Source organism: Streptomyces sp. NPDC054813 (assembly GCF_053611365.1).
Map to the genome: position 1 here is coordinate 27,236 of NZ_JBSHAF010000044.1, position 24,522 is coordinate 51,757.

Here is a 24,522-nt window from a genome sequence, read left to right on the forward strand (position 1 = left end):
CGAGGAAGTGATCGGGACGGGCCCCGAATCTATACACGCCATTGAGGGAGCTGTCCTGTGATGACCAGCAGCGCAGTCGAAGATGCAGTGCCTCCGTGAGATCTGCATCCCGACCCCGATTGGATCGGTCTCCCCGGCGGTGCACCCGAGGTCTGCCCTCTACCAACGTCGGCGCCGGCACGAGTAGCAACGGTTCGATGAACGACCACAGTTCATCCGACACGATCCACGGCCGCGACTGACGTTTCCCCACGACCAGACCAACGAACAGACAAGCCCACAGTCACATGATCAACAGCTTTTGTTAGAGCCAGTAAGTCCGAAGTCTCCGGCGCGGCGTGGCATCCAGGCGCTCCGAGTCCCGGCCCAGACCCGCCTGCGTCGCGCAGGCGAACGGCCGCTCGGTCTCAGGGAACACCCGGACCCGCAGTATTACCTGCCGCACGGCCTGGCTACTCTTCACTGCCATGCACATACCAATCACACAGCGGATGCTCAGGGTTCACCTGGCGGTCGGGCTCACCCTGGGATTACTCCTGCTCATGCTGGCGAGAGCACAGCCGGCCGCGGCGGCCAGCACCCTGGACCCGATGTCCGACCCCGGCAAGATGACCCTCACAGCCGGGGACTTCGCGTCTCGCTGGCGCGCCATCGACGCCGTCGAGGCGAGCGGCATGGTGACTGCGTACAGCTCGCTGGCGCCCCTGCTCAGCGGGAGCGGGCACAGTGGCCGCCCGTACCTGTGCCACGGCAACCAGAACCTCAACACGTCCTACCGCGTCGACGGCTTCTGCTGGGAACAAGCGGACGACACCACCGGCAACTGGGTGCCCCAGGGCATCACCGGATCGCATGACGCCCAGCCCGACGGCAAGTGGCTCGACAAGTACGTCTACATCGCGTCCTGGCACAGCAGGAACACCGGCAGCAACGAGTTCGCCCGGATCTCCGTCGTGGACAACGACGGCGGAGACCACACGATCTATAACCACATCATGCTGGTCGATCCCTATATGGAGACCCAGACCACGGGGAACTTCCAGGCCGTGGGCGCCGCCGGCAGCCCGTTCGCCGGTCACGCCGACGGTATCGCCTGGTACGGCAACAGACTGTTCGTGGCGAGCGGACACCAGATCCAGGTCTACGACCTGCGCCACCTGTGGCGGATGTCGGACAACACGCGCGAGTCCGTCGGGATCAGCGACGGCAAGTCCTCCGCTCGCTGGCACAACTGGGCCCTGCCCATGATCGGTTTCTACGACAACGGAACCAAGGGCGATCCCTGCACGGACCTCAACCCGTGCATGACCTCCCTCAGCCTCGACCGTACCGGTACCGACGGGCTCATCACGTCCGAGTTCCGCCGTTCGACGGGCGGCGCCCCGATCGTGCGCTGGCCACTGAACGCCGCGGACACGCTGCTCGACACGGACGGCACGACCAATCACGAAGGCACCGTCCACGCCACAGCCGGCTACCGGACCCCGGTCTGGGGGGTGCAGGGAGCGGCGACCGACGGCACATACTTCTACTTCAGCGGCACCTGCCCTGAATACGCGGACCGTGACCCCAAGGACCCGGCGACCGCCGACCTTCCGTACTGCATCCACTGGGCGAAGCCCGGCAGTGCGCCGCACGTGCTCACGTACGGCCCTCCGCTCATCCAGAACCTCTCCTGGGCCCCCTCCTCCGGCCGCCTGTGGGGCATCAATGAACGCATAGCCCCGGCGCCGGGGGTCCGTTCGGTGTTCTCCCTCGACCCGCCCAACTGAATCCGTCCGACGGCCCTCGGTCCGAAAACCGGGGGCCGCCACGCTCACCTGGGCTGTGGTCCCCGCGATCCCCATCCCGGAGTTCTGGTGACAACAAGGCTGCCGCGGTGACAGCTATCGTGCTTCGGCTCAGCGGGCTGGACGCCTGCCCTCACCTGTCCGGGCTCCTACCAGCGCATGCCGAGGGCATCGAGTGCGCTGCGTCGTTCGTGGCTCAGTTTGGCGGCCCGGCGGCGGGTGTTGTCGAGCCAGGCCCCCAGCTTCACGGCCGTCTGGTCCCCGTCGCTGTGGCTGCCTGCGGTGATCTCGACATGCTGGCGGGGTACTTGGAGGTGGCCCTCGCGGGCGTGGAACTGGCGGGCGGCAGCAAGGTTCGCCGTCCACCGGGCGTCCTGCGACCGGGGCGCGCCCGGTGCCGGTGCGCCGTCGTCTGCGGGCTCGATCCCGACCGACTCCAGCAGCCACTGCTGTGCGGGCATGAGCTTGTCCCATGCGGTGCGCTGCCCAGCAGCCCACGCACCCAAGTCCTCACCCTGCACGATGAGTTCGCCCGGCCCGGCCGGGAGGCTGCCATCCGCCTTGTGGTGGGCGAGGATGAGCCGGTAGGCCCGCTGCCAGCTGATCTCCCACACCGGACACCAGCCTGGGTCCAGGTCGGCCAGGGCCTCCGTACGGGCTACTGAGAGTTCCCCGGCGTAGGAGATGCCCGTTTTCCCGGCCTGCCGTCGCCGGGCGTTCTCCGCCGCCTTGCGGGCCGCCTGGCGTTGGTTCTTGAGCCATACTCCGATGGGGAAGTTGCCTCCGCCGAAGACGGCCGTGGTGGGCGGGAGCAGATGCCCGTGTGCTTCGGCGTAGGCGCGGGCGACGGCGAGGCCGGCGTCCCACGCGGATGCCTGCACCGACCAGACCATGCCGAGCGTCTCGAGCTGCTGCACGCGCGAGGCTTCCAATGTCCCGGCCGCGTAGTAACGGCGCTGATCCGCCACCCACACCCCCAGCGGATGCCCGCCGGCTGCGCCCCAGTCCTCAGGGGACACGAACGTGTAGGGCACGCGCAGCTCGGTGCTGCCGGTCTCGCGCAGCCACCGCGTGGCCGCCTCGATCCCGCGCAGCCAGTACGCCCCCTCCGGATCGATCACCCGGAGCTGCACAAACCGCGCGAGGGCGGACGGGTCGCGTTCCTCGCTGAACCGGAGGACCCCGGCCGCCGCTGCCCCGATACGGGCGTCGCCCTGGGCGTCGTCGGCGTCGACGTCCTCCTCGTCGGTGTCGTCGATGTCGTCTGCCGGACGGGCGTTGCGGACGCGTGGGTCGGCGAGGGCTTCGATCGTGTCCGAGTCATGGGCCCGGAGCGCGCCGAGGATCTTGCTGAGGTTGCCGTACGCGTCCGAGGTGAGCAGTTCGTTGGCGTCCTCGTCCTCGCCGAGGAACACCGGGACGATCAGGGTGGCGAGTTTCCCGACGCCCGGCCGCATGCGCAGGGCGCGGCCGACCATCTGCACGATGTCCACCATCGAGCCGCGGGCGTCCGCGAACAGAACCGCGTCGCACTCGGCAGTGTCGACGCCTTCACCCAGCACCCGGACCGAGGACAGAACACGCAGTTCCGCGCGCACGTCCCGGCCCTCCCCTCCGGGTGCACCGAGGAAGTCGGAGGCGAACTCCTCGAGGACCTGGCGGCGGTGGGCGGGCGCGTGCTCGCCGTACAGCCACTGCGCCCACACCTGTTCCGCCGGCGGGAACGTGGCCGGGTCATCTTCGGCGAGGCGGGCCGCCGTCGCCGGGACCGCGGCCGCCATCGCCTCCGCCTCTCCGACCCTGCCGTGGAAGGACAGCACCCGCCTGAACCGCTCCTCGACCGCCGCGCGCATGAGGCCGGTCTGCACGGCCGCCAGGCGCGCCCCGCGTACGGCGTCGGAGCCGGTCGCCTCGGTCGTCATCGCCGTGTGCAGGTGCGGGTCGCGGATGTCCAGGCACAGCACCTGATACGGCGCGACCAGGCCGAGCCTGATCGCCTCCGAGAGCTTCAGCTTGTAGGCGACCGGGCCGAAGATCTCGGAATCCTCATCCATGGACGCGACCAGCCGCGGGCGTTCCCCGTCGGCCTCCCACACACGGGCCGTCGCGGTCATGTACAGACGCCGTACGGCCGGGACCCGGGCCTGGTCGTGGACGGCCGCCCACGGCTTCAGACCATCGCCACTGACCCTGTGGGCTTCATCCACCACCATCAGGCTCCACACCGGCAGGCCGGCGGCGTGCGCGCGCTGGAGGGTGCCCATGCCGACCGATGCGTAGGTCGCGAACACCGTGACCGTCTCTTGGCCCTCGGTCCAGGCGATCAGTTCGTCCGGGTCGGTGGTGCACGGCAGGCCCTGGCTGTCCGCGCCCCGCAGGGAGCACACGCCGATCATCGCGCCGTGGCGGCCACCCTGGCGCCAGGCGGCGGCCATCTGCAACAGCAGATCCAGTGTCGGCACCAGGACCAGCACCCGGCGCGCGGAGAGGCGGTTCGCCGCTCCCACACCGATCAGGGTCTTCCCGGACCCGGTGGCGGCAATGACCTGAGTGCGCAGGCCCTCGGGCGGAATGCCCATCCCGGGCTGCTCCGAGAGATTCCGCAGCACCGCATCCACGGCCTCTACCTGGTGCGGGCGAAGTGTCATCCGAGTCATTCCAGATCCATTTCTAGCACGAGGGGGTGGCGGTGCTGCGACGGACAGCGGGACGTGCAGCGCACTGCCCGGGCGTGGAGGGTCGTCACTCAACGGGCAGCAGGCGGTTGATCGGAGAACGAAAGACGCTGGTGATCTGCTGGACGTCGGTCCAGGTGACGTCCACGGACCAGGCCTCCTGACCGCAGACGGCACCGTACAGAGCAGGAGGAGATCCGGCCGCGGCTTCCCAGCAGTTGGCAGGCGACAGCGTGGGATCACAGCTTGAGTGGTGACGGAGGTCCCCAAAATGCGGGCCGTCCGCGAACTGCGCCCCCTGTTCTACCGCGCCATACACCCACTCCTCGGGGACGATCACGAGGAGGTACGCCACGCGGCGCTCGTCGCCGCCCTCCCTCTGGCCGAGCACCCGCTTCTCACCGCACGCCGGGGTGAACTGGCCGACCACACCCGCTCTCTGCTGGCCACCAGCACCCACCGCTACCGGCGCGACCGTGTGCCGGAAGCGCTGAAGGAGTGGGGTCACGAGATCAGTGGCCTGGAAAACGCGGACGACATCGCAGTCCGGGAACACTGGGCCCGGCTGCGAGCAGAACGCTGGGCCGGCGGCTGCGCCGAAGACCTAGCGTTCTGAGCCCGGCCCGTACCCGAAAAAGTACGGGCTGTCTGTCCCGTCCCGGGCAGACGGCGTCAGAGTTCCAGGCTGCCCGCGCCGCGGGACAGGCCCAGGTGCGCGATCAGGCCCGCGGCGACATCACGCGGGCCAGCTGCCGGGCTTCGTACTCATCGCGCACCACAACGTGCTGGAACTCCACCTGCGGTGACAGGACGGCGAGTTCAGGGCAGGGACGCACGATCGCGTACAGGGCGCGCAGCCCCCCGTCGTGAAGGACGGGGTGCCGTACGCGAAGCTCACGGACAGCCGCGGACCGGCAGGCATCTCCACCTGTGCCTCGAGAACCTCCAACCGGTCGAAGATCGACGAGGCCCCAGCCCAGTGGATGCGCCGTACACCGGCTACTGGTGCCAGTACGTCGCCGACTGGGCCGCCGACAAGACCCGCTACCAGCTGACCGTCGACTTCCCTGTCAAGTTCAGCGTGTTGAGCTGAGGTGTTTCTTTTCAGCCGCCGGCAATTCGACGGTGCGCTGGACGTGTTGAAGGATGTTGACGGAGCTCGCGAGCGACGGCATGATGATCGACTGCGTGGCCTACGCCGAACCTCCCGCGACCGTCCCCAGCGCGGTCTCCCGTCGGAGGCAAAGGGACCAGCGTCTCAGGTCGTTGTTGCAGCCCGATCGCCTCGGGCGACGTTGCTGGGGAGCCCGCTCAAGGCGTGGAAGGCCGCGATGACAGCCCGTAGGAACTTCAAGCGCCAGGTGCGTGCCCGCGCCGCCAAGACCGGTGAGTCCTACACGTCCGCCCTCCGGCACTTCCGTCCGACTCCATCAGGAGACGTCATGTCGGAAGCAAGGAATCCCAAGAGCGTGCGGCTCGCCGTAGCGCAGACGCTCGTACGCGAAGACCCCCGAGGCGTTGAAGCGCTGCGCGAAAGCGGGCGTGAGGTCCGTGTCTGATGCGCGAGGCCAGTGCTCAGGGAGCGAGGATCGTGCACTTTCCGGAAGGCGCGATCTGCTTTCCCAGCAAGTTCGTCATGTCCGTCGACGGCCCGGACGCGGTCGGCCCGGCGGACTGGGACCGGTGCCAGTGGCCCGTGGTCCAATCGGAGTTGGCCGCGATCGCCGAGCTGGCCCGCGAGTTGCGGCTGTGGACGGTGATTGCATCGGTGCATCGCCTGACCGAGCCGAACCGCCCGCACAACAGTCTCTACGTCATCTCCGATCGCGGCGCCGTCGTCACGCGCTACGACGAGCGTCTCCTGTCGAAGACGAAGGTCTCGTACATGTACTCGCCGGGCGTCTCACCGGTGACCTTTGAGGTCGACGGTGTGCGCTTCGGCTGCCTGCTCGGCATGGAGATCCACTACCCGGAGTTGTTCGCAGAATACGAGAAGCTGGATGTCGACTGCGTCTTGTTCTCTACCAGCGGCACCCCGGGTAACACCGCCGCCCAAGCCCAAGGCCACGCCGCGGCCAACAGCTACTGGGTCAGCTTGTCAGGGCCGGCACAGCACAGCGCCACCGCACCGTCCGGAATCGTCGCTCCCAATGGCCACTGGCTTGCGCGGTGCCCCACGGACGACTCGCCATCGGTAGCCGTCGTGAACCTCGACGACAGTTCCGAGGCCGCCGCCGACGCAGTGACCTACGGGCGTCCCTGGCGTCGTGAGGCGCGCGCGGGCATCTACACCGAGCACCAGGTGATCGACCCGCGCAGCGAAGACCGGACAGCGGCCTTCTAGCTCAGAAGCAGAATCCGAGGGGTTCGCGCGTACGGGATGGCCCCCGGCGCCGCGAACGCCTCGGATTCAGTGCGTCCCTCACCTTGGTGAAACGGCTGACGAGCGGAAGGCGCCTTGTACACCGGCTTACATCTGGCCGCTACTGGCGGAAAGGCGCCTGCGCCGGGAGCGCGCGGACCACCGAAGCACGATCCGCCAGTTGATGGCGCAGGCGACCGCTCTCCACGGTGGTTCGGTGCAGAGCGCCCACCAGTGCCTCGACGTCGGCCTTGAGCTTGGCGATTTCCTCCGCGTCGGCGGCCCGTAACTCCTTGAGTCGGCGGACCTGTTTGCGCAGGCGCTGCTCGCTGTCCGGGGTGGCGCCGCGCGCGCGGACCTTCTCGTAGAACTCGTTCTTCAGGTCAATGTGCCGCTGGGTGAGCGCGTTGCGCGGGACACCGGCTTCGACGGCGAGGGCGACGATCGTGAGGGCGCCGTTGGAGTGTTCGGGTGTGCCGTTGAGGATGCGGTCCATGGCGGCGCGGATGCGCTGGCGCTCATCGAGGGCGGGGCTCATGGGGAGCGCCTCGGCGGGGGCCTGTTTCTCCAAGCTCATGGCCTGTCGTAGGAGTTGATCAGCGTGGTGGTCGGTGCGCGCGACGTTTGCGCACGACGGCTGGCGGCGGTCCAGCCGCGGGGTGTCGGAGACATCTAGGCGGTGGCAGAGCGCTCGGTCGCGGTCGTAGACGCACATCAGGAACGCTCGCGGGTTGTCGTAGACAGTCAGGGCCGGGTTGCCGAGGATGTCCCGGGCCTGGCAGTGGGTGCGGATGGACCCGGCGAAGGCCGGGGCTTGGGCGGCGGCGTGGATCGCTCGCCGGGCGGCAGGGCCGGAGATTCCGGTCCCAACGGCGAGAGCGTCGTGGAGGGTGGTGAGGGTGTCGGCGGTGGCCCGGGCGGTCTCGATGTCGAGCAGCTCGTGGATGCCCCCGCGGCCACGGGCAGCGTACCCGGCGCTCATCGCGGTGCGCATGTGCCCGTACTGGATGGCCAGCGCCACCAGCCCGCCCGGTCTGCGGGCGATATGCCAGGCCAGCGTGCGCCGGAAGCGCGCCACCCCGAGCGCCCCGTGCGGGTCGTCGGGGACGACCTCATGCCTGCGGCCCAGGCGCACCGCTAGCTGGGAGGCCCAGACCGCGAAGTCCTCGATCCGGTGGCGCATCGCCTCGTAGCCCACCTCGGATCCGGCCGTACAGAGATCCGTGAAGCACCACGCCAGCCCGTGCCGCCGGCCTCCGGGACTGGTTGATGACACCGGCGTCGACAATACGCTTGTACTCGACTTTACCGACCGCAGGAGCTTGGAAACCGCTCTGAACTGCGACGATTCATAGCTACATGTCCGTGACGGTGTGTTGGAGCCCCTGTGGTAGCTCGTCCGGGTGGTCTCGTGGGACGACTCCTCCGCCGGGACGGTGGACGGGGTTCAGTGGGTGGGTGGGACGAATTCAGGCTGGTCGAGCAGGCGCAACCAGCTTCCGTCAGGCTGGCGCCGGACGACCTGCGCCCGGGCGCCGGCCCCGTCCTTCGGCGGGGTCGAGGTGAGGGCGATATCGCCGCTGATCAGCGTGGGCAGCGGTTGTTCCGGTTCGAAGCGGGGGCGATTGGCCAGCACCTTCTCCCAGAGCACACGGATCGCCTCTCGGCCCACCGTCCGGTCGCCGGGCGGGTAGGCCATCACCGCATTCTCTTCGTAGAGGGCGGCGACCCCGGCCGCGTCACCGGCATTGGATCGTTCGATGAACAAGCGGGTGATGTCTTCGGGCCGCATGGCCTTCTCGTATCCCGGCATGGGTTCCTCCTGACGTCTGACTTCGGTGCCTTCCCAGCGTGGTCGCCCACTGATCAGAAGTCCAACAGATAGATCTACTGACAACTAGAATCTGCGGTCATGGATCTGAGGCAGTTGGAATATTTCGTCGCAGTCGCGGAAGAGCGGAACTTCACTCGGGCAGCCGAGCGGGTTCACATCAGCCAGTCCGGCGTCAGCGCCCAGATCCGCCAGCTGGAACGTGAACTGGGTACCGAGCTGTTTGACCGGTCAGCGCGCACCGTCACCCTTACTGCTGCGGGAAGAGCCGCGCTCGAACATGCCCGCGCCACGCTCGCCGCGGCTGGGGCGGTCGGCCAGGCAGTAAGTGAGGTGACCGACCTGATCAAGGGTCGGCTCGCGGTCGGGATGGTCATCGGCTGCACCGTCACACCGTTGTTCGACGCTCTCGCCGCATTCCACCGGGCGCATCCTGGTGTGGAGATCTCGCTGCTGGAGGACAGCTCCGACCGGCTTGTCGAAGGGGCGCGGGCCGGCACCATCGACCTGGCTCTCGTCGGGACCACAACGGCCACGCCCGATGGGCTGGACGCGATGACGATCATCAGCGAGCGACTCGTCGTAGGAGTTCCCGCTGGGCACCCCTTGGTGAAACTGCGGCGGGTCACCCTGCGTGACGTTGCCACCCACCCGATCGTGTGCATGCCACCTGGCACGGGTCTGCGCACAGTATTCGACCGTGCCTGCGCCGCACAGAGCCTCCAACCTGCAATCGCGCTGCAAGCCAGCGCAGCGGAGGCCATTGCCCACCTCGCCGCCCGCGGACTCGCCGTCGCTATCCTCAGCGACTCAATGGCCGCGAGCTATCGCGACCTGCTCACCACCCGCATCATCGACGATGTCGAGGCACCCGCCGTGCTAGCTCTGATCTGGAAGAGCACGCACAGCCCTGCGGTGCGCGAGTTGCTCGTGCACAGTCGGCAAGCATTCATCAAACGCGACCCTGCGTAGCGGGAAACCCTTCAGCATCTGATGCGGGTTTGGCTTAAATGGGCTGCGCCAGCAGACGGGCTGTGGAGTGGTCAGCGGGACAGGTGTCGGCGTACACCTGAACGTCGCTCTGGCTGGATTTTCGTAGCCGGAGATCATCTCGGTGACACGGTCAGTCGGTCCGCAGGGGATGCAGTCTATGGCTGTGTCCTGTTGAACTGGCGAGTCTGCTACCGCAGTTGTCTGAGGTGCTGGTGATCTCGGTCGAGGAATCCGGCGCTGTGGTGGCGGTCCGCGCTCGCACGAGATCCGATGAACCAGCGGGATGTACGGGATGTGGACAGCTCAGTGCGTGATGCCACAGCCGCTATGTACGGAGCCTCGCCGATGTCACTCTCGCAGGCCGGCCTCTGCGCATCGACTTGTCCGTGCGCCGCATGCACGGCGAGAACACGACCTGCCCGAAGGCGTCGCGAGCCGCATTCACCGCAGAAGTCTCATGTCCCCGGGTCGGTCTCGGCGAGGTGCTGGGTTCATACACTGCAGCGGAACGTCCACGGCAACGCCTCCACTAGCCGACGGCTAATCCGGGAGTTTGGAGGCGAGCACGTTCACCGGGGTGATCGTGGGGGGCGTGCTGAACAGCTCATCGCCACGGGCCTGGATCTGCTCCTTCACCTTTCCCTGGAAGTGCGCTTCGCGGTCGTCTTCGGTCTCGAAGGCGTCGAAGATCCGGAAGGTGCTGGGTCCGAGCCGGAAGGCGAACCAGGCCAGGGTTCCCGGCTCCGCCTCGACCAGGGCCTTGGCGTCGACGAGGAACCGAGCCACGTCGTCTTCCTTGCCCGGCTTGGCTTCGAACTGCACGAAGAATCCGTATGCAGGCATGTCACCTCTCCTATTGCCCTCTCGCACCCAAGGCGTGGGGGTCGTCAGCCTCTGTAGTGCTGAGCTCGGGCCCGCCTGCGCCTGGCCGACCTCAGCGGCGGTGGCCACCGACTGCTGCGGCCTCGATCAGCGGGTCAAGCTCCGCTGCCGACACGGAGGTAAGGAATCTCCCTGCGTGCCGCGTTGCGCCGGCCGACGTCCCTTTTCAGCCTATGCGACGGGCGCCCCTCGGGCACAGCGAACTACCCCAGGTCATGCATCGACAGGGAGCAGTTCGGTGAGCCGAGCCGCGAGGCAGTGGCCCCATCGTGACCGGCATTCCCGCATCGAGTCAGAAGGCCCTGCTGAACCAGTTCTCCGCCCTGGGCACCAACATGCTCCACGCCACCCCGCCCCCGAACCAGAAACGACAAGTGCCGCCCGCAGCTTTCTCGTACGGATGCCGAGCGGGCCCAGGCCCAGCAGGTCGAGCGGGGCAGCCGCACCCGGACGGGAGCGGAATGCGCTGTGCCTGTGGTGGCAGAAGCTGGGAAGTCGGACATGTCGACTGCCCGTTGCCACTGGTGTGACGCCGCCGTTGGTGTCGGACATGACGCGGCCGTCCCGGATCGTCACCTGGCGCGGCAGCCGGGTGGCGAGGCCCCGTTCATGCGTGATGATCACGATCGTCGTGCCCTCCTTGTTGAGTGCGGTGAGCAGTTCGAGGACGGCCGCGCCTTTCGCGGTGTCCAGGGCTCCGGTCGGTTCGTCGGCGAACACCAGGGCGGGACCGTTGACCAGGGCACGGGCGCTGGCGACACGCTGCTTCTCACCACCGGAGAGCTGGCGGGGCAGATGGGTGACGCGGTGTGCCAGACCCACCCGAGCCAGCGCGGCGGATGCAAGGGTACGGCGCTGTTGGCGGGGCAGTCCGGCGTACATCAGTCCGGTGGCGACGTTCTCCCATGCCCTGAGGCCGTCGGTGAGGTGGAACTGCTGGAAGACGAAACCCAGTCGACGTCCACGCAGTACGGACAGCGCCCGGTCGGAGAGCGAGGTCACGTCCTTGCCGTCGATCTCGACAACGCCGCCGGTCGGGCGGTCGAGGGTACCCATGCTGTTGAGAAGGGTGGACTTGCCGGACTCGGACCGGCCGACGACGGCGAGCGGTTCGCCCCTCTGCGGTGGCGGTGGCATTCAGGTGGGAGAACTGGGCCAGGCTGTAGCCCAGGGTGTGCAGCAGGTGTCCGCCGGTTGAAGCGCTGACCGGATGGCCCTGTGCAGTGAGGGTTGTGGCCAGGGCCCACAGCGACAGGTGGACGAGTGCAAGGAGGAGACGGGGATGAGGACCCGTCGGGCGCGCCGAGTCGTTCGACTACGTAGTGCTGGAGGTCGTCGCGGAGCTCATCGGCGTTCCAGCAGGCGCCGTTGAGGAGCCGCTGGAGGCGGTCGGTGTACGGTGTCCGGCGTGTTCAGCCAGCTGCCAGCCGTCTTTGCGGCCGACCGGGCCCAGTAGCCCACGGATGTAGTCACGCATCCTGCGACGCGGCTCGACGCGCCTGAAGCGGTGGCCGGTACGCAGGAACAGTTCCTCGAGTTCGTCGTTCCAGACTTCAACTGCACGCTCGTCGAACACGCCGGGAGACTGCCCGGATCGCTGTCACTTTCGGCACGGGCGGTGTGCAGCGCGGTCAGGACCCGCTTGCCGCCCGACGCCAGCTGTCCGACCAGGCGGGAGGCCGCCCGGGTCGGAGGCCACCGGCCCGAGCACGGCCGGCTCAGCACGCAACGGGGCCACATCGGCCAGGCAGTCTCCGCCCAGTGCGACGGCAAGCGCCACATCCAGCAGGATCTTTCCGACCCGCGACCGCACCGGCCTGCGAAACCACTCCGCGACCCCCGCCGACGCGGACACGCGGATAGGACCCAATACGCTTCTTCACCTGGAAACTGCCTCCGACCGGTGGCGAGAAACATGGACCTCAGAAATCCTCATTCTCCCTGGTCAGAGGCACTTTCTGCATTCATGATCACTAGATGGACAGCCCGCCTCGTGAAAGGGCGACGCTAAGGGCCGTCCCGTAAATGATCTTTAGCGCGGGAGAGTGAGATCGGCCGACTGGCGGACCGCTCTCTATCCGGCGAGGGCGAGGTTGTGCAGGCGGGCGATGCCGCACATGGCGTGGTAGACACCGTCACCTTTGAGACGGCCGTCTCGCAGTATTTTCCAGCCCTTCATGCGCGTGAAGACGTGCTCGACGCGGGCGCGGACTTGTTTGTGAGACTTGTTGTGCTCCTCTTTCCAGGCGGTCAACTCCTCGCCCTTGCGGCGACGGTGTGGCATCACCAGGCCGGTACCGGGGTAGCCGCCGTCGGCAATCGTCGTCGTGGCGCCGACAGCAGCCTTTGCACCGGATTCCTCCCACGCCTTGCAGTCGTTGCGGTTGCCGGGCACGGGCCGACCGACCAGGACGACGAGTCGGGTATCGGCGTCGATGACGACCTGATGGTTGGTGGAGTACCGATAGTTCTTGGACTGCTCGGCCACCGTGTGGTCGCGGGTCGGCACCAGAGTGCCGTCCACGATCAGCACGGCGTCCCTTGCAAACCGCGTGCGCGGCTGCAGCGCGAGCTTCGGCCCCAGGTCGTCGATGATGCGGTCGGCGGCCGACTTCGACACCCCGAACAACAGGGCGAGCTGGCGCATCGCCAAGTTGGTTCGCCAGTACGTCGCGACCAGCAGCGCCCGATCTTCCAGAGACAGGCTCCACGGCCGCCCCTGCGAACCGCGACTGCGCCCGCACGCCGCAGCACGGTCACCAGCTTGGCGAACTGGCGCGGGTTGATCCCGGTGAACGGGGCTATCCAGGACGACTCCGACGCCGTGATCACACCAGCCACACCGTGATCATCCCACTCCGGCTGATCCCTCCAGCCGGGCGAAGGCGAGGATATCGGGGACCGCTTCGCGCAGGCTCGCGAAGTGACGGTGTACGCCGGCCACCGCAGCCGCGGTGTTGACGCCCCACACCGTCATACCGGCCCGCAGCCCTGCTTCGACTCCGGACGGGGCGTCCTCAATAACCAGGCAGTTCTCGGGCCGGACACCGAGTTGCTCGGCGGCCAACAGGTAGGGCACGGGCGAGGGTTTGCCTTCTTCCACGGCGGCGGCGTCCACGATGACGCGCGGGACCGGCAGGCCCGTACGAGCAAATCGCCCGCGCACCCGGTGCTCGTAGTTGGAGGTCACGAGCGCCCACTCCCCCGACGGCAGGGTGCCCAGCAGCTGCGACGCGCCGTCGAACGCCGCATAGACGCCAGACCGGACGTCCTCGTCCTCCAGTTCGTGCAGCGCAGCCAGGCACTCCCTTGGGTCCTGGTCCGGAGCCACCTTTGCGAAGGTCTCCATCGGCCGTGTCCGCAGGGCCACCCGATAGACCTCAATCGCGTCCACTCCGTATCGCCCCGCCCAACTTGCCCAGACCCGACGCTGGTTGTCCACAGCGTCGATCAACGTGCCGTCGACGTCGAAGAGGACGCACTTCCTGGGGCCGGGCTGCACACGCTCACTGGTCACGCCGTGATCATGCCAGGAGGGCCTGAAGATCATTTACGGGACGGCCCTTAGGCCCCTTGGGGTGAGATGAAGAGACCAATTTGTCTCCCTGGGCCATGTCGCCAGTCACCCGCTACGCGCAGGCTGTCACCGGGAGGTTCGATTCTGTGTCGTCTCCGCTGCTGCCGAGGATAAGGCGAATGCCACCTTGGGCACCGCTGAAGCCTTCCGCGCCGTCACCGTCGTGTGGTGCTGCTCAAGTGAATGCCAACAGCGACAGGCCGTCACGTACTGGGCCTCGCCGTGGCAGGACAGCCGAGCGATGAGGGCCCAGCCCCCGGTTCGAGGATGGATGAGGGTCCGTTCACCGCCCTGGAGGAACCATGACCCATATCGCAGACAAGGCGCCACCGACCAAGGCCCTGAACGGGCGGATGCTGATGGCGGCCGTGGTATCTGCCATCAGCGGACTGCTGTACGGCTACGACACGGGCATCATCTCCGGCGGACTGCTGCAGATATCCAGGGAATTCCACATCGGAAACGACATGAAGCAGGTGATCGCCGCCGCGATCCTGCTCGGCGCCGTGATCGGCGCCCTCGCCTGCAGCCTGCTGTCCGCGCGCATCGGCCGGCACCGCACGATCCTGCTGATCTGCGTGGTGTTCATGCTCGGCAGCGTGAGCAGCTCACTCGCCCCCACTGCGGTCAGCCTGGCCCTGGCCCGGGTGGTGCTCGGCTTGGCCGTCGGCGGCGCCACCCAGACCGTGCCCATGTACATCGCCGAGCTGGCCCCCAAGGCGATCCGCGGAGGGCTCGTGCTCTGCTTCCAGCTCGCCATCGGCGTTGGCATCGTCATCGCGACGCTCGTGGGCGCGAGCCAGGCTGTGTCGTGGCGGGCGGCGATCGGCGCCGCCGCCGCACCGGCATTGGTGATGCTTCTCCTGCAGCTGCGCCTGCCCGAGAGCCCGCGGTGGTTGGTCCTCAGACACGGCCGCGTCGGCGTGGACGAAGCCGCACGGGTGCTTGAAGACATACGGCCCGACGGCTACGACATCTCCTCAGAGCTCGAGGAGTTCGTCGCCTTGGAGGGACGCCAACAGCGAACCAGCAGATGCAACCGCGGGTGGAGCGGGCTGTGGCAGCCATGGGTGCGCCCGGCTTTGGTGGTCGGCTGCGGCATCGCCGTCTTCACCCAGCTGTCCGGCATCGAAATGATCATCTACTACGCCCCGACCATCCTGACCGACAACGGCTTCTCCAAAACGACCGCGCTATGGGTCAGCGTGGCGCTGGGCATGACCTACCTGGTGATGATGGTGGTCGGCCTGGTGATCGTCGACAAGGTCGGGCGCCGTCGGCTGACCCTGGTGATGGTGCCCGGCGCGGCGTTCAGCCTGTTCGCCCTCGGAGCCTTCTTCATCACCGGCCACGCCACCCGTGACTACGTGCCAGCCATCGTCGCCTGCCTGCTGGCCTTCATGTTCTTCAACGCTGGCGGGCTCCAGCTGATGGGCTGGCTGACCGGCTCCGAGATCTACCCGCTGTCGGTGCGTGCCGCCGCCACAAGCGTGCAGTCGGCCACGCTCTGGAGCACGAACCTGCTGATCACGCTGACCCTGCTGACGATGATCAGCATCTTCGGTGTGGGCCAGGTGTTCTGGATTTACGGGATGTTCAACGTCGCGGCGTGGCTGTTCGTGTGGCGGCGAATGCCGGAGCTCACCGGGCACAGCCTCGAAGACATCGAGAGGCACCTGAAGAGCGGGAAGTTCCGCCCCCGCGACTTCGCCCGCGTCTGAGGAGAACCACGTGGCAAAGTGCGGCTCCGAACCGCTTGCAGAGGTCGGAACGCAAGGTCAGGGCACGGGCCACTCAACGAAGTCCTGCAAGGTTTGGTCCGGCTCCCCCGTCATGGGATCCGGGGCCCTCTGACGGCGGGCGGCCCGAGGAGATGGGCACTTGCAGGCCACCGACAGCCCAGGCCGGGGTTAGGTAAGGCCGTCACGATCTGCGGCTCAAAGCTGCCGTCGCGGTCACGCGGCACCGTGATCTCCACGGGCCGACGTCGGTCAGCACAGTCTTGGACCGGGCCCCATTACGGCTGTTGCCGCTGCCGGCACCGGCCGGGTCATGCTTCTCATAGCCGAGGTGGTCGGTGATCTCGCCTTCGAGAGCGGATTCCAGCACGCGCTTGGTCAGTTGCTGCAGCAGCCCGCCCTCACCGGTCAACTGCGGGCCACTCGTGCGGGCCCGGTCGACCACCTGCCCGATCAACTGCTCAAGGTCCGGGGGCTCGTGCGCGTCACAGGGCAAGCATCGGCGCAGTGGCGTAAGGCGGCCGACGTCTTCGACGCAGTTGTATCCGAGTGCATAGGCCGCGAGGGCGTGGCCATGCCACGGCGCGACCTGGAGCAGGCCCCGTAGTGGGCGACGTGGAATACCGGCAAGGGCCCGACCCTGTGGCTGGTCAGTGTACGGGGGCGCTTCCGGGCGCTCGCAGGTGTGTCAGCCAGTGATAGAGCTCGTTGATCTGATGACTGGCGGGCCAGCCGACCGACGTCAAGAGGACGCACACAACCATGATCGCGAGGATGTAGCCGAACAGCGAGACGCATCCCGGCAGGCCCACCTTCTGGTCCCTGGGGCGCCCGCAGGCGTGGCAACCTGCGCCGTCGCAGACGCTGCAGTACTTCCAGGTCTCGAACTGCTCAGGGCAGCTCGGACACTTGTATCCCTCATAGATTCGCGAACATCGCCTACACCGATATTGGGCCATTTCAGCCTCCCCCGAGAGCTGCTCACCGTAGCCGTCCGGTGACTCGATCGACAGGTCTGCGACATACAGACATATAAGCGATTCGCAGGGGCGAATCGGCGGCTTGCCAGCGATCCCAAGGGGCTGACATGGCCTCTCTCACGCTGAGCGCCAGTAACACCCTCGGCAGATGGCGGGCCCACCGAGGAAGCCGACGAAGCCGCCGGTGTCGGAACCGAATGCGGCGACGTGCTGGCGGTCAGTGCCGGTCGCGGGCCAAGCAGGCTGAGATGCTGGTAGTGGTCAACTGCTTGCCGGTGGACGGTGTGGGCGCCGCCGCTCATGCCAATGCAACAGGCGGTGTCCCGCCGGGGCCGGCCCGCAGGCGAGCACATCCGCTCGGTGAACAGTCCCCGCATCCCCGGCGCGCTCAACATCCCCCTCGGATCGTGGACGCGGCCCCGTTCGGCGACGGGCGGACCCCATTCGGTCTGCGGCGTCGTCGTGCGGGTTCGGCGTCCGAGGCGACGTCCGCCGCACACGGACAGCACACGCTGGCCGTACAGGACCTGGAGTCCGCGACCCTGACGCCGCGTCGGCGGGCATGTCACCGTGACGGTGACCGCCGGTGGCTGACGGCCTCCGCGACCGTACGCTCGGCTGAACGCACGCGGCCGGGAGACGACTGGACATGTAGTCTCCCGGCCGCGTGGTGCTCGGCGGACCTCAGGGGTTCCGGCGTTCCGGCGGGCCGGTTGCTTCTTGGCGTCAGGCTCCCAGCAGGCCGACCGCTCCGTACCAGACCGGGCCGGGGTTGAGGCGGTCCGGGTAGAGGGCCGTCATCCGGTCGAAGTACTCGCGGGCGGTGGGCTTCTGGCCCAGCAGCCGGATCGCGTCCAGCAGGTACTGGCGGGTCTCCTCGATGGTGGCCGGATCGTCGGGCAGGTCCTTGTTCTTGTGACCGGCCACCACTGCGCGCGGCTGGAGCGCGGCCACACGGTCCAGGGCCCCGAGCCATTCCTCCAGGCCGCCCTCGCCGCCTTCGAGGATGTACTGGTGTACGCCGTTGTAGACGACGTCGCCGGCCACCACGAGACCGATCGTAGGCACGTGCAGCACCGTGGTCTTGTCGGTGTCGGTGTGACCGACCTCGATGGCCTCGACGAGGTTGCCCTCCAGTTCGAAGCCCTCCGCCGGCACGGGCTGGGCCAGCACGGGGGTATCGGGGATCAGACCGGGGAATTGCTTGTCCCACAGTTCCTCGCGGCCCACGGTGGCCTGCTGGTGCATGACCTCGATGGTGCCGGGGGTCGCGTAGACGGTGACGCCGGGGAACCGCTTGACGAGACCGGCGGTGCCGAACCAGTGATCGCCGTGCCCGTGGGTGGCGTAGATGTAGGCCAGACGCTTTCCGGAGCGCTCGATCCAGTCGCCTACCCGCTCGGTCTGCTCGATGGTCAGGGGCGGGTCGACCAGTACGGCGTCCTCCTCGCCGAAGATCAGCGTCGAGCTCAGGGGCGAGGAGACGAGCCCTTGACCGTTGGGCAACTGCTCGCCGCCGGCTCGAGGGGTGCCCTCCTGGACGAGAACTTCGTAGGCCAAGGGGGCGGGGGAGGATGAGGTCATGGTGACGCGCTCCTTCGCGGGGCGAAATGGGGAAACGCGGCTCGCGCGGCGCCGTCTGCTCGCGGCCAGACGGCGGGCCGGGCGCTTGCCAAGGCGGGCGGGCGTGAGGACCCGTTCCGGTGGGCGTGTGTCCGCACCGCGGTTGAGCGGCGTGGCGCTCCGTCGAAGGCAGTCCCGTCGATCCCGGTCGTGTTCGCCCGAGCGGTGGCCGGCAAGCTGTCTTCGGATGTAATAACCGTAGCATGTTCACTTATGTCGGCAAGAGGGTGCCAGGAAGGCAGTCTCGTCGCCGCTGGGCGGGCGCCGTACCCGGCGCCTCCTCGCCCCTGATCGCCGCGCGCCCCCGCCGCGGGCAGCCGGGCCGGGCGGGAGGGGGCGCGGAGGAGGGGCGCCGTCAGGCGGAAGTGCTTCGGGCGCCGGGGCCGGTGATGGGCTTCACCTCGGAGGTGGTGACCTCGTGCCCGCAGGAGCAGTGCAGTTCCAGGTGTACGCGGCCACCGCAGCCGGTGTGGTTCAGGAGAGCCGGCGGGCCCTCGAGGCCGCCGAGGTGCGTGTCTCCGTACTGCAGGAGGGCGGCCAGGACCCAGTGGAGGTCGTGCGCGGCCTGCGTCAGGTGGTACTCCTGGCGTACGCGCTGCCCGGCCTCCTGGTAACTGCGGCGTTCCAGTAGCCCCGCCGCGACAAGCTGCCCGAGGCGCTCGGTCAGGACACGGCGGGAGACCCCGAGGTGCTGCGCGATCTCGTCGAAGCGATGGAGTCCGGCGAAGATCTCGCGCAGGACCAACAGGGTCCACCGGTCGCCGATCAGACTCAGGGTCGCGGCGACGCTGCAGTTGCTCAGATCGAGTTCTCGCCAGTCCATACGCCTAGGGTAGCTCCAGGGTTGCCATTTGGAACCCAGCCCTTGACTTCCTGGGTTCCAAATGGGAACTTAGCGGCAACGGGGCCGTCGAGAGACATCGCCGCAGCCCCTTTCGGCCCCGGACGCCGCACACTCGCGAGCCGACCGGCCCGTCCCCTTGATCCCCAGTCCGCTCCGCGCGCCACCGTGCCGACGACCGGGGCGAGTGGACCGGCGTTGACCCAGCACCGCACCCAGCCATGAGCTTGGAGGAACCATGTCGAGCAACCAGGCGATCGTCGATGCCTGCCACCGCGCATACACCGGGTTCGAGAAGAACGACTCGTCCGACCTGGTGGCCCTGATGTCGCCGGACGTCGTCTTCCACTTCCCCACCTCGCTGCCCTACGGCGGGACCTTCCACGGCCGTGAGGGCTTCGTGGCCTTCTACAAGGACCTCTTCGACCACTACTACGAGTACTTCAACTACGACCTTCACACGGTCCTCGACGCCGGGTCGCACGTGGTGGTCCCCGTCCGGGCCCGGGCGAAGGCGAAGAACGGCCGCACCATGGAGAACGAGCACCTCCTCCTGTTCGCCGTCACCGGCGGACTGATCACCGAGGCGCGCTTGTACGCCGACACCGCCAAGGGCCGTGACGTGCTCGAGGGCCTTGAGCTCTTCCTCTCCGCGGCCGGCTGATCCGTCCGCCTGATCCCCCTAACCGGCATGGCATGAAGGCCTCTTGGCGATCCGGACCCGGGCCTTGCCCGAAGCGGCGACGCACCGGCCGGGCCCCGAGGGCGCGGTCGTCCCGCCTCGCTCACCGGTGCACGGGCGGAGCGCACCACGGCCGGCAGCGATCTCCCCGGCCCGCCCGGAGCCCCGCCACAGCCGCACCTTCACCGGCGGCATGCCGCCGCACATGTCAGAGAGGAAATGAACGTGATCATCAACAGTGACGAACTGGACGCGACCTCCGCGTACAAACTCCTCATCGGGGCGGTCACTCCGCGCGCGATCGGCTGGGTGAGCACCCAGTCGGAATCCGGCGTCGCCAACCTGGCGCCGATCTCGTTCTTCACCGTGGTGAGCCGGATGCCTCCGATCGTGTCCCTGACCGTTCAGCCACGGTCGGACGGGACACTGAAGGACACGCTCATCAACATCCGGGACAGGGGCGAGTTCGTCACCAATCTGGTCACGCTGCCGCAGGCACACGAGATGCACCGCAGCGCCGTCGAATTCGACAGCTCCCAGGACGAGTTCGACGAGGTCGGCCTCGAGAAGGCGGACTGCGAGGTGGTCAAGGTGCCGCGGGTGAAGGACTCCCCGATAGCGATGGAGTGCGTCGTCGACCGCGTTATCCAGATCGGTGACGTGAACGACCACGTCGTCTGGGGCAGGGTCGTGCGCTTCCACGTCCGGGACGACGTCTACGCCCAGAACGGACGGATCGACACCGGAGCGATTCCCGCGGTCGGCCGTCTCGCCGCCGAGTACACCCTCGCCGACAACGCGTTCGTCACGCCACTGCCGGACGACGTATTGAGCGCGCGTCTGGGCCGGCGCAGCCACCGCCTCGACGGGCGCCCGGACGGATGGTCGCCGGTGGACAGCGCCGACTGGTCCCCCTCCGGAGCCACGAAGGCGTGACGGCGGCGACTCCCGGCCGCCCGCACACCCGCCGCTCACCCCCGCACGGTATGTCAGGGACGCCCGGAACGGCAGCGCCGCACACAGGGCCTGACCAGGCCCCCTGAACGGTTCGACAACCGACACTTTCCCCCCGAAGAGGAGCTCCCCATGCCGGTCTTCAACGCCCACATCCCCGCCGGTCGCTTCGCCTCGCAGCAGAAGCGCGCGCTCGCCGACGCCCTCAACCAGTCGCTGGTGCAGGGGCTCGGCATCCCCGAGGGCGACCGCTTCATCATGATCAGCGAGCACGGCGAGGACGAACTCTTCCTCGACCCGACCTTCATGGGCATGCGGCGAACCGCCGACGCCATGATCATCACGGTTCTCCTCGGCGCCCACCGGCCCCTGGAGGACAAGCGCGCGGTGTCCGCCGCCATCAACCGGCTCGTCGTGGAGGCACTCGATGTCTCTCCCGACGACATCTTCATCGCCCTGATCCCGGTCCCGAACGAGGGCTTCTCGTTCGGAAGGGGCGAACTCCAGCTCGCCGAAGGGGCTCCGCGCTGGTGAACCCCGCGCTCCCGCCAACCGACCGGACCCGGAGCCTGCCAGCGGACCGGAGCGGTCCGGGGCCCGGCGGCACCCGTCGCCACGGAAGCAGGGCAGACGGCCACACCAAAGAGCCTGAGCGTCCCGCCGGGCGAACGACCCCCGAGATCCACCCCGACGTCGCCAGCAAGTACACGTCCGTCGTGGCGACCGGCCGCAGCGACTTCCCGAACCAGATCAACAACGTCCGCGCCTTCCCCGGCATCTTCTCCGGAGCCCTCCGTGTCCGCGCCTCGCGCATCACGCCAGGCATGAAGATCGCCGCAGGGCACGCCCTGGCCGGCCTGGTCGCCGACGAACTGCACCCCGACCTCGTCATCCCGTCCCCCTTCGACCCGCGGGTGGCCCCCGCGGTCGCCGAGGCCGCCCGGCGCGACGGAGCGGCCCGCCTCTGACGGCCGAGCACGCGGAGGCCGACGACACCGAAGACACCGCGCACATCGAAGACTTCGCCCGGAGACGCGCCCTGTCACACACCCGGACGCCCGTCCGATGCACTTCCCCATCGAAAGCCAGGAAACGAAAGCCAGGACCGGTCCCCATCCGGGGCGACGTCCGCACGCACCCGGACAGTGAGGACACACACATGAAGACGGAACGGGTCGCCGACACCGACGTACGCTACCGCCGCACCGGCGACGGGGAGCTGGCCGTGGTGTTCGTCCACGGCTTCCTCGACGACCAGTACGCCTGGGACCGCCTGATCCCTCAGCTCACCGCACCCGGCATCGAATGCGTCACGCTGGACCTGGCCGGCTGCGGGGACCGCGATGCGGCCGACGGGCCCCACGACTACGACCGGTTCGCCGCCGAGGCGGGCGCGGTGGTCGACGCCCTCGGCAAGCCGTTCGTGATCGTCGGCCACAGCATGGGCGCCGCCGTGGCCGAACTGGTCGCGGCCCAAAGGCCCGACCGGGCCCGCGGACTCATGCTCGTGACCCCAGTCCCGCTCGCGGGCGTGCACCTGCCCGACGAGATGATCCAGCAGTTCCGCTCGCTGGGCGGCGACGAGGCCGGGCAGCGAGGCGTACGCGAGAACCTGTCCGTCGCACTCCCGCCGGCGGAGCTGGACCGGCTGCTCGCCACCGGGACGCGGCTGCATCCGGAGGTCATCCGGGCCCTCGCCGAATGCTGGAACACCGGACACCCCCACGGCGAGAAGCCGAGCACCTTCTCCGGCCCGGTGCTCATCGTCCGCGGCGAGGGCGACGGATTCGTCACCGAGACCATGGTCGACGCGATCACCCCCCGCTTCACCGACGTCACGGCGGTGTCGGTGGCCGAGGCCGGCCACTGGGCCCACATCGAGCAGGCGGCCGAGGTCGCCGGCCTCCTCGACCGCCTGCTCGCCCGGGTCCTCGGCCCCGAAGCCGCTCCCGCCGCGGACAGCACGGCTCCCCAGGGCTGGACGAACGCCTTCGCGCGGAAGTCCGCCACGGCGTTCGGCGCGGCGTTCACCGAGGACGTGGTACTGGAGGCGAGCATCATGACCCACCCGGTGGAAGGCCGCGACCAGGTGAAGAAGGTGATGGGCGCGGCGAGCGCCATCTACGAATCGCTCCGCTTCACCCGAGAGGCCGTCGACGGTCCGCGTAGCTACCTGGAGTGGGAAGCCACCGCGTTCGGCGGGCTGCCCATCGAAGGCGTCACCATCCTGACCAAGAACGCGGACGGCCAGATCCTCCGGGCCGCCATCCACCACCGCCCGCTCGGCGCCCTGCTGCGCTTCTCCGCCGAACTGCGTGACCGGCTGGCCGATGAGATCGACTCCGACCACTTCCACCAGGGCTGAAGTCCCCTCCGCCACAGAAAGGTTGTCCCATGTCCCAGCGCGAAAATGTCGAGTTCGAGGCCGACGGCGGAGTACGCCTGCGCGGCTGGCTCTTCCTGCCGGACGGACCGGGCCCGCACCCTGCCATCACCATGGCCCACGGCTACGCCGGGGTGAAGGAACACGGCCTCGAGCCGTTCGCACAGACCTTCGCGGAGAACGGCTTCGCCGTCCTGGTGCACGACCACCGCGGCTTCGGGGCCAGTGACGGTACGCCCCGCCAGGACGTCGACCCCTGGCGGCAGATCGCCGACTGGCGGCGCGCCATCTCCTATCTGGAGAGCCGGCCCGAGGTCGACCCGGCCCGGATCGGGCTGTGGGGCACCAGCTACGCCGGCGGTCACGCGATCGTCCTGGGTGCCACCGACCGCCGGCTGCGGGCCGTGATCGCCCAGGTTCCGACCATCAGCGGCTTCGAGCAGGGACTGCGCCGCATGGCACCGGAGGCGATCGCCGGTCTGGAAGCGGCCTTCGACGAGGACGAGCGCGCCCAACTGCGCGGCGAGGCTCCCCGCAGCCAGGCCATCGTCGGCAGCGACCCGGCGGTTCCCGCGTCCTACCGGACACAGGAGGCCATCGACTTCTACCTCCAGCCCAAGCCCAACGGGGTGTGGGACAACAAGGTCACCGTCCGCTCCACCCGTGCCGCACGCATGTACGAGCCCGGAGTCTGGGTCGCCAGGGTCTCGCCCACACCGCTGCTCATGGTCGTCGCGCTCAACGACACCGTCACCGTGACCGACCTGGCCCTCGCCGCCTACGAGCGTGCGCTGGAGCCGAAGCGGCTCGCGACCATCCCCGGCGGCCACTTCGACCCGTACGTCAAGCAGTTCGACAAGGCGAGCGGCGCCGCCGTCGAATGGTTCCGGGAACACCTCGCCTGACAGGGCGGCACCAGGCTCACCGCCTCCCGAGGGACCACAGCGAAGGGGAGGGTCTGTCAAACGAGGGCCTTGTCTCACTCTCGGTGGTGACAGAGCGTGCTGTTGTCCGAGGAGGATGCGGTGGCGGAGGAAGGCGAAGCCGGCTCGTCCGTGCATCCGGCGTGCGATCCGCTTGGTCTTGGTGTTGACGCCTTCGGTGGGCCGTTGCTGTAAGAGGTCCTAACAAAGGCGCTGTACGTGGCGGTGGGTGATGAGGCAGGTGGCGAGGCCGAGGAAGGCCTCGTGGATGTCGTCGCGTCGCTCCC

Annotated in this window: 17 protein-coding genes and 6 pseudogenes; 11 read left to right on the plus strand and 12 right to left on the minus strand. The window is 68.3% G+C overall.

Annotation, left to right across the window (positions count from 1 at the left end):
* Positions 1 to 467 precede the first annotated feature (467 nt).
* Entirely contained in the window at positions 468 to 1,772 is a 1,305-nt protein-coding gene (locus tag ACWGJB_RS47495) for a hypothetical protein (RefSeq protein ID WP_453386261.1), read from the plus strand.
* Between the two features lie 167 nt (positions 1,773 to 1,939).
* On the opposite strand, the gene ACWGJB_RS47500 is transcribed toward ACWGJB_RS47495, so the two are convergent.
* On the minus strand, positions 1,940 to 4,438 hold the full coding sequence (locus ACWGJB_RS47500; protein WP_453386262.1) for a Helicase associated domain protein: 2,499 nt from the start codon (positions 4,436 to 4,438) through the stop codon (positions 1,940 to 1,942).
* A gap of 280 nt (positions 4,439 to 4,718) precedes the next feature.
* Here ACWGJB_RS47500 and ACWGJB_RS47505 point away from each other — a divergent pair, with 280 nt between their 5' ends.
* A complete protein-coding gene (locus ACWGJB_RS47505) occupies positions 4,719 to 5,081 on the plus strand; it encodes a hypothetical protein (protein WP_453386263.1) in 363 nt (120 codons plus the stop codon).
* A 975-nt stretch (positions 5,082 to 6,056) separates the two neighbouring features.
* Complete coding sequence (locus ACWGJB_RS47510; protein ID WP_453386264.1) at positions 6,057 to 6,809, plus strand: carbon-nitrogen hydrolase family protein; 753 nt, start codon at positions 6,057 to 6,059, stop codon at positions 6,807 to 6,809.
* 139 nt (positions 6,810 to 6,948) lie between these two features.
* Here ACWGJB_RS47510 and ACWGJB_RS47515 read toward each other — a convergent pair whose 3' ends face one another.
* Positions 6,949 to 8,103: a hypothetical protein gene (locus ACWGJB_RS47515; protein ID WP_453386265.1), complete on the minus strand. Its 1,155-nt coding sequence runs from the start codon at positions 8,101 to 8,103 to the stop codon at positions 6,949 to 6,951.
* 171 nt (positions 8,104 to 8,274) lie between these two features.
* The gene (locus tag ACWGJB_RS47520) at positions 8,275 to 8,640 is read right to left on the minus strand and encodes a YybH family protein (RefSeq protein WP_453386266.1); all 366 of its coding nucleotides are present in this window, start codon (positions 8,638 to 8,640) and stop codon (positions 8,275 to 8,277) included.
* 99 nt (positions 8,641 to 8,739) lie between these two features.
* Between ACWGJB_RS47520 and ACWGJB_RS47525 the strand changes: the two genes are divergently transcribed.
* Positions 8,740 to 9,630 carry a LysR family transcriptional regulator gene (locus tag ACWGJB_RS47525; protein ID WP_453386267.1) on the plus strand — a complete coding sequence of 297 codons (891 nt, stop codon included), beginning with the start codon at positions 8,740 to 8,742 and terminating at the stop codon, positions 9,628 to 9,630.
* 561 nt (positions 9,631 to 10,191) lie between these two features.
* On the opposite strand, the gene ACWGJB_RS47530 is transcribed toward ACWGJB_RS47525, so the two are convergent.
* The 6 genes and pseudogenes from ACWGJB_RS47530 to ACWGJB_RS47555 form a co-directional block, all read right to left on the minus strand.
* Positions 10,192 to 10,494: a putative quinol monooxygenase gene (locus ACWGJB_RS47530; protein ID WP_453386268.1), complete on the minus strand. Its 303-nt coding sequence runs from the start codon at positions 10,492 to 10,494 to the stop codon at positions 10,192 to 10,194.
* A gap of 579 nt (positions 10,495 to 11,073) precedes the next feature.
* Positions 11,074 to 11,652 (minus strand): annotated as a pseudogene (locus tag ACWGJB_RS47535) (ABC transporter ATP-binding protein); the annotation flags it as partial.
* A 170-nt stretch (positions 11,653 to 11,822) separates the two neighbouring features.
* Positions 11,823 to 12,109 (minus strand): annotated as a pseudogene (locus tag ACWGJB_RS47540) (transposase); the annotation flags it as partial.
* Between the two features lie 29 nt (positions 12,110 to 12,138).
* A pseudogene (locus tag ACWGJB_RS47545) lies at positions 12,139 to 12,416 on the minus strand (IS1380 family transposase); the annotation flags it as partial.
* 191 nt (positions 12,417 to 12,607) lie between these two features.
* A pseudogene (locus tag ACWGJB_RS47550) lies at positions 12,608 to 13,374 on the minus strand (transposase).
* Positions 13,375 to 13,381: 7 nt separating this feature from the next.
* Positions 13,382 to 14,050 carry an HAD family hydrolase gene (locus tag ACWGJB_RS47555; protein WP_453386269.1) on the minus strand — a complete coding sequence of 223 codons (669 nt, stop codon included), beginning with the start codon at positions 14,048 to 14,050 and terminating at the stop codon, positions 13,382 to 13,384.
* Between the two features lie 362 nt (positions 14,051 to 14,412).
* Here ACWGJB_RS47555 and ACWGJB_RS47560 point away from each other — a divergent pair, with 362 nt between their 5' ends.
* On the plus strand, positions 14,413 to 15,831 hold the full coding sequence (locus ACWGJB_RS47560) for a sugar porter family MFS transporter (protein ID WP_453386270.1): 1,419 nt from the start codon (positions 14,413 to 14,415) through the stop codon (positions 15,829 to 15,831).
* Between the two features lie 203 nt (positions 15,832 to 16,034).
* Here ACWGJB_RS47560 and ACWGJB_RS47565 read toward each other — a convergent pair.
* The 3 genes and pseudogenes from ACWGJB_RS47565 to ACWGJB_RS47575 form a co-directional block, all read right to left on the minus strand.
* A pseudogene (locus ACWGJB_RS47565) lies at positions 16,035 to 16,306 on the minus strand (transposase); the annotation flags it as partial.
* Between the two features lie 1,249 nt (positions 16,307 to 17,555).
* A complete protein-coding gene (locus tag ACWGJB_RS47570) occupies positions 17,556 to 18,413 on the minus strand; it encodes an MBL fold metallo-hydrolase (RefSeq protein WP_453386271.1) in 858 nt (285 codons plus the stop codon).
* A gap of 394 nt (positions 18,414 to 18,807) precedes the next feature.
* The gene (locus tag ACWGJB_RS47575; RefSeq protein ID WP_453386272.1) at positions 18,808 to 19,275 is read right to left on the minus strand and encodes a winged helix-turn-helix transcriptional regulator; all 468 of its coding nucleotides are present in this window, start codon (positions 19,273 to 19,275) and stop codon (positions 18,808 to 18,810) included.
* A gap of 256 nt (positions 19,276 to 19,531) precedes the next feature.
* Between ACWGJB_RS47575 and ACWGJB_RS47580 the strand changes: the two genes are divergently transcribed.
* The 6 genes and pseudogenes from ACWGJB_RS47580 (at position 19,532) to ACWGJB_RS47605 (ending at position 24,217) form a co-directional block, all read left to right on the plus strand.
* On the plus strand, positions 19,532 to 19,957 hold the full coding sequence (locus ACWGJB_RS47580; RefSeq protein WP_453386273.1) for a nuclear transport factor 2 family protein: 426 nt from the start codon (positions 19,532 to 19,534) through the stop codon (positions 19,955 to 19,957).
* Positions 19,958 to 20,200: 243 nt separating this feature from the next.
* On the plus strand, positions 20,201 to 20,911 hold the full coding sequence (locus tag ACWGJB_RS47585; RefSeq protein WP_453386274.1) for a flavin reductase family protein: 711 nt from the start codon (positions 20,201 to 20,203) through the stop codon (positions 20,909 to 20,911).
* Between the two features lie 150 nt (positions 20,912 to 21,061).
* Positions 21,062 to 21,463, plus strand: coding sequence for a tautomerase family protein (locus tag ACWGJB_RS47590; RefSeq protein WP_453386275.1), 402 nt, complete (start codon positions 21,062 to 21,064; stop codon positions 21,461 to 21,463).
* Between the two features lie 140 nt (positions 21,464 to 21,603).
* Positions 21,604 to 21,897 (plus strand): annotated as a pseudogene (locus ACWGJB_RS47595) (malic enzyme-like NAD(P)-binding protein); the annotation flags it as partial.
* A gap of 191 nt (positions 21,898 to 22,088) precedes the next feature.
* On the plus strand, positions 22,089 to 23,294 hold the full coding sequence (locus ACWGJB_RS47600; protein ID WP_453386276.1) for an alpha/beta fold hydrolase: 1,206 nt from the start codon (positions 22,089 to 22,091) through the stop codon (positions 23,292 to 23,294).
* Between the two features lie 29 nt (positions 23,295 to 23,323).
* Positions 23,324 to 24,217 carry an alpha/beta hydrolase gene (locus tag ACWGJB_RS47605; protein WP_453386277.1) on the plus strand — a complete coding sequence of 298 codons (894 nt, stop codon included), beginning with the start codon at positions 23,324 to 23,326 and terminating at the stop codon, positions 24,215 to 24,217.
* The last annotated feature ends 305 nt before the right edge of the window (positions 24,218 to 24,522 follow it).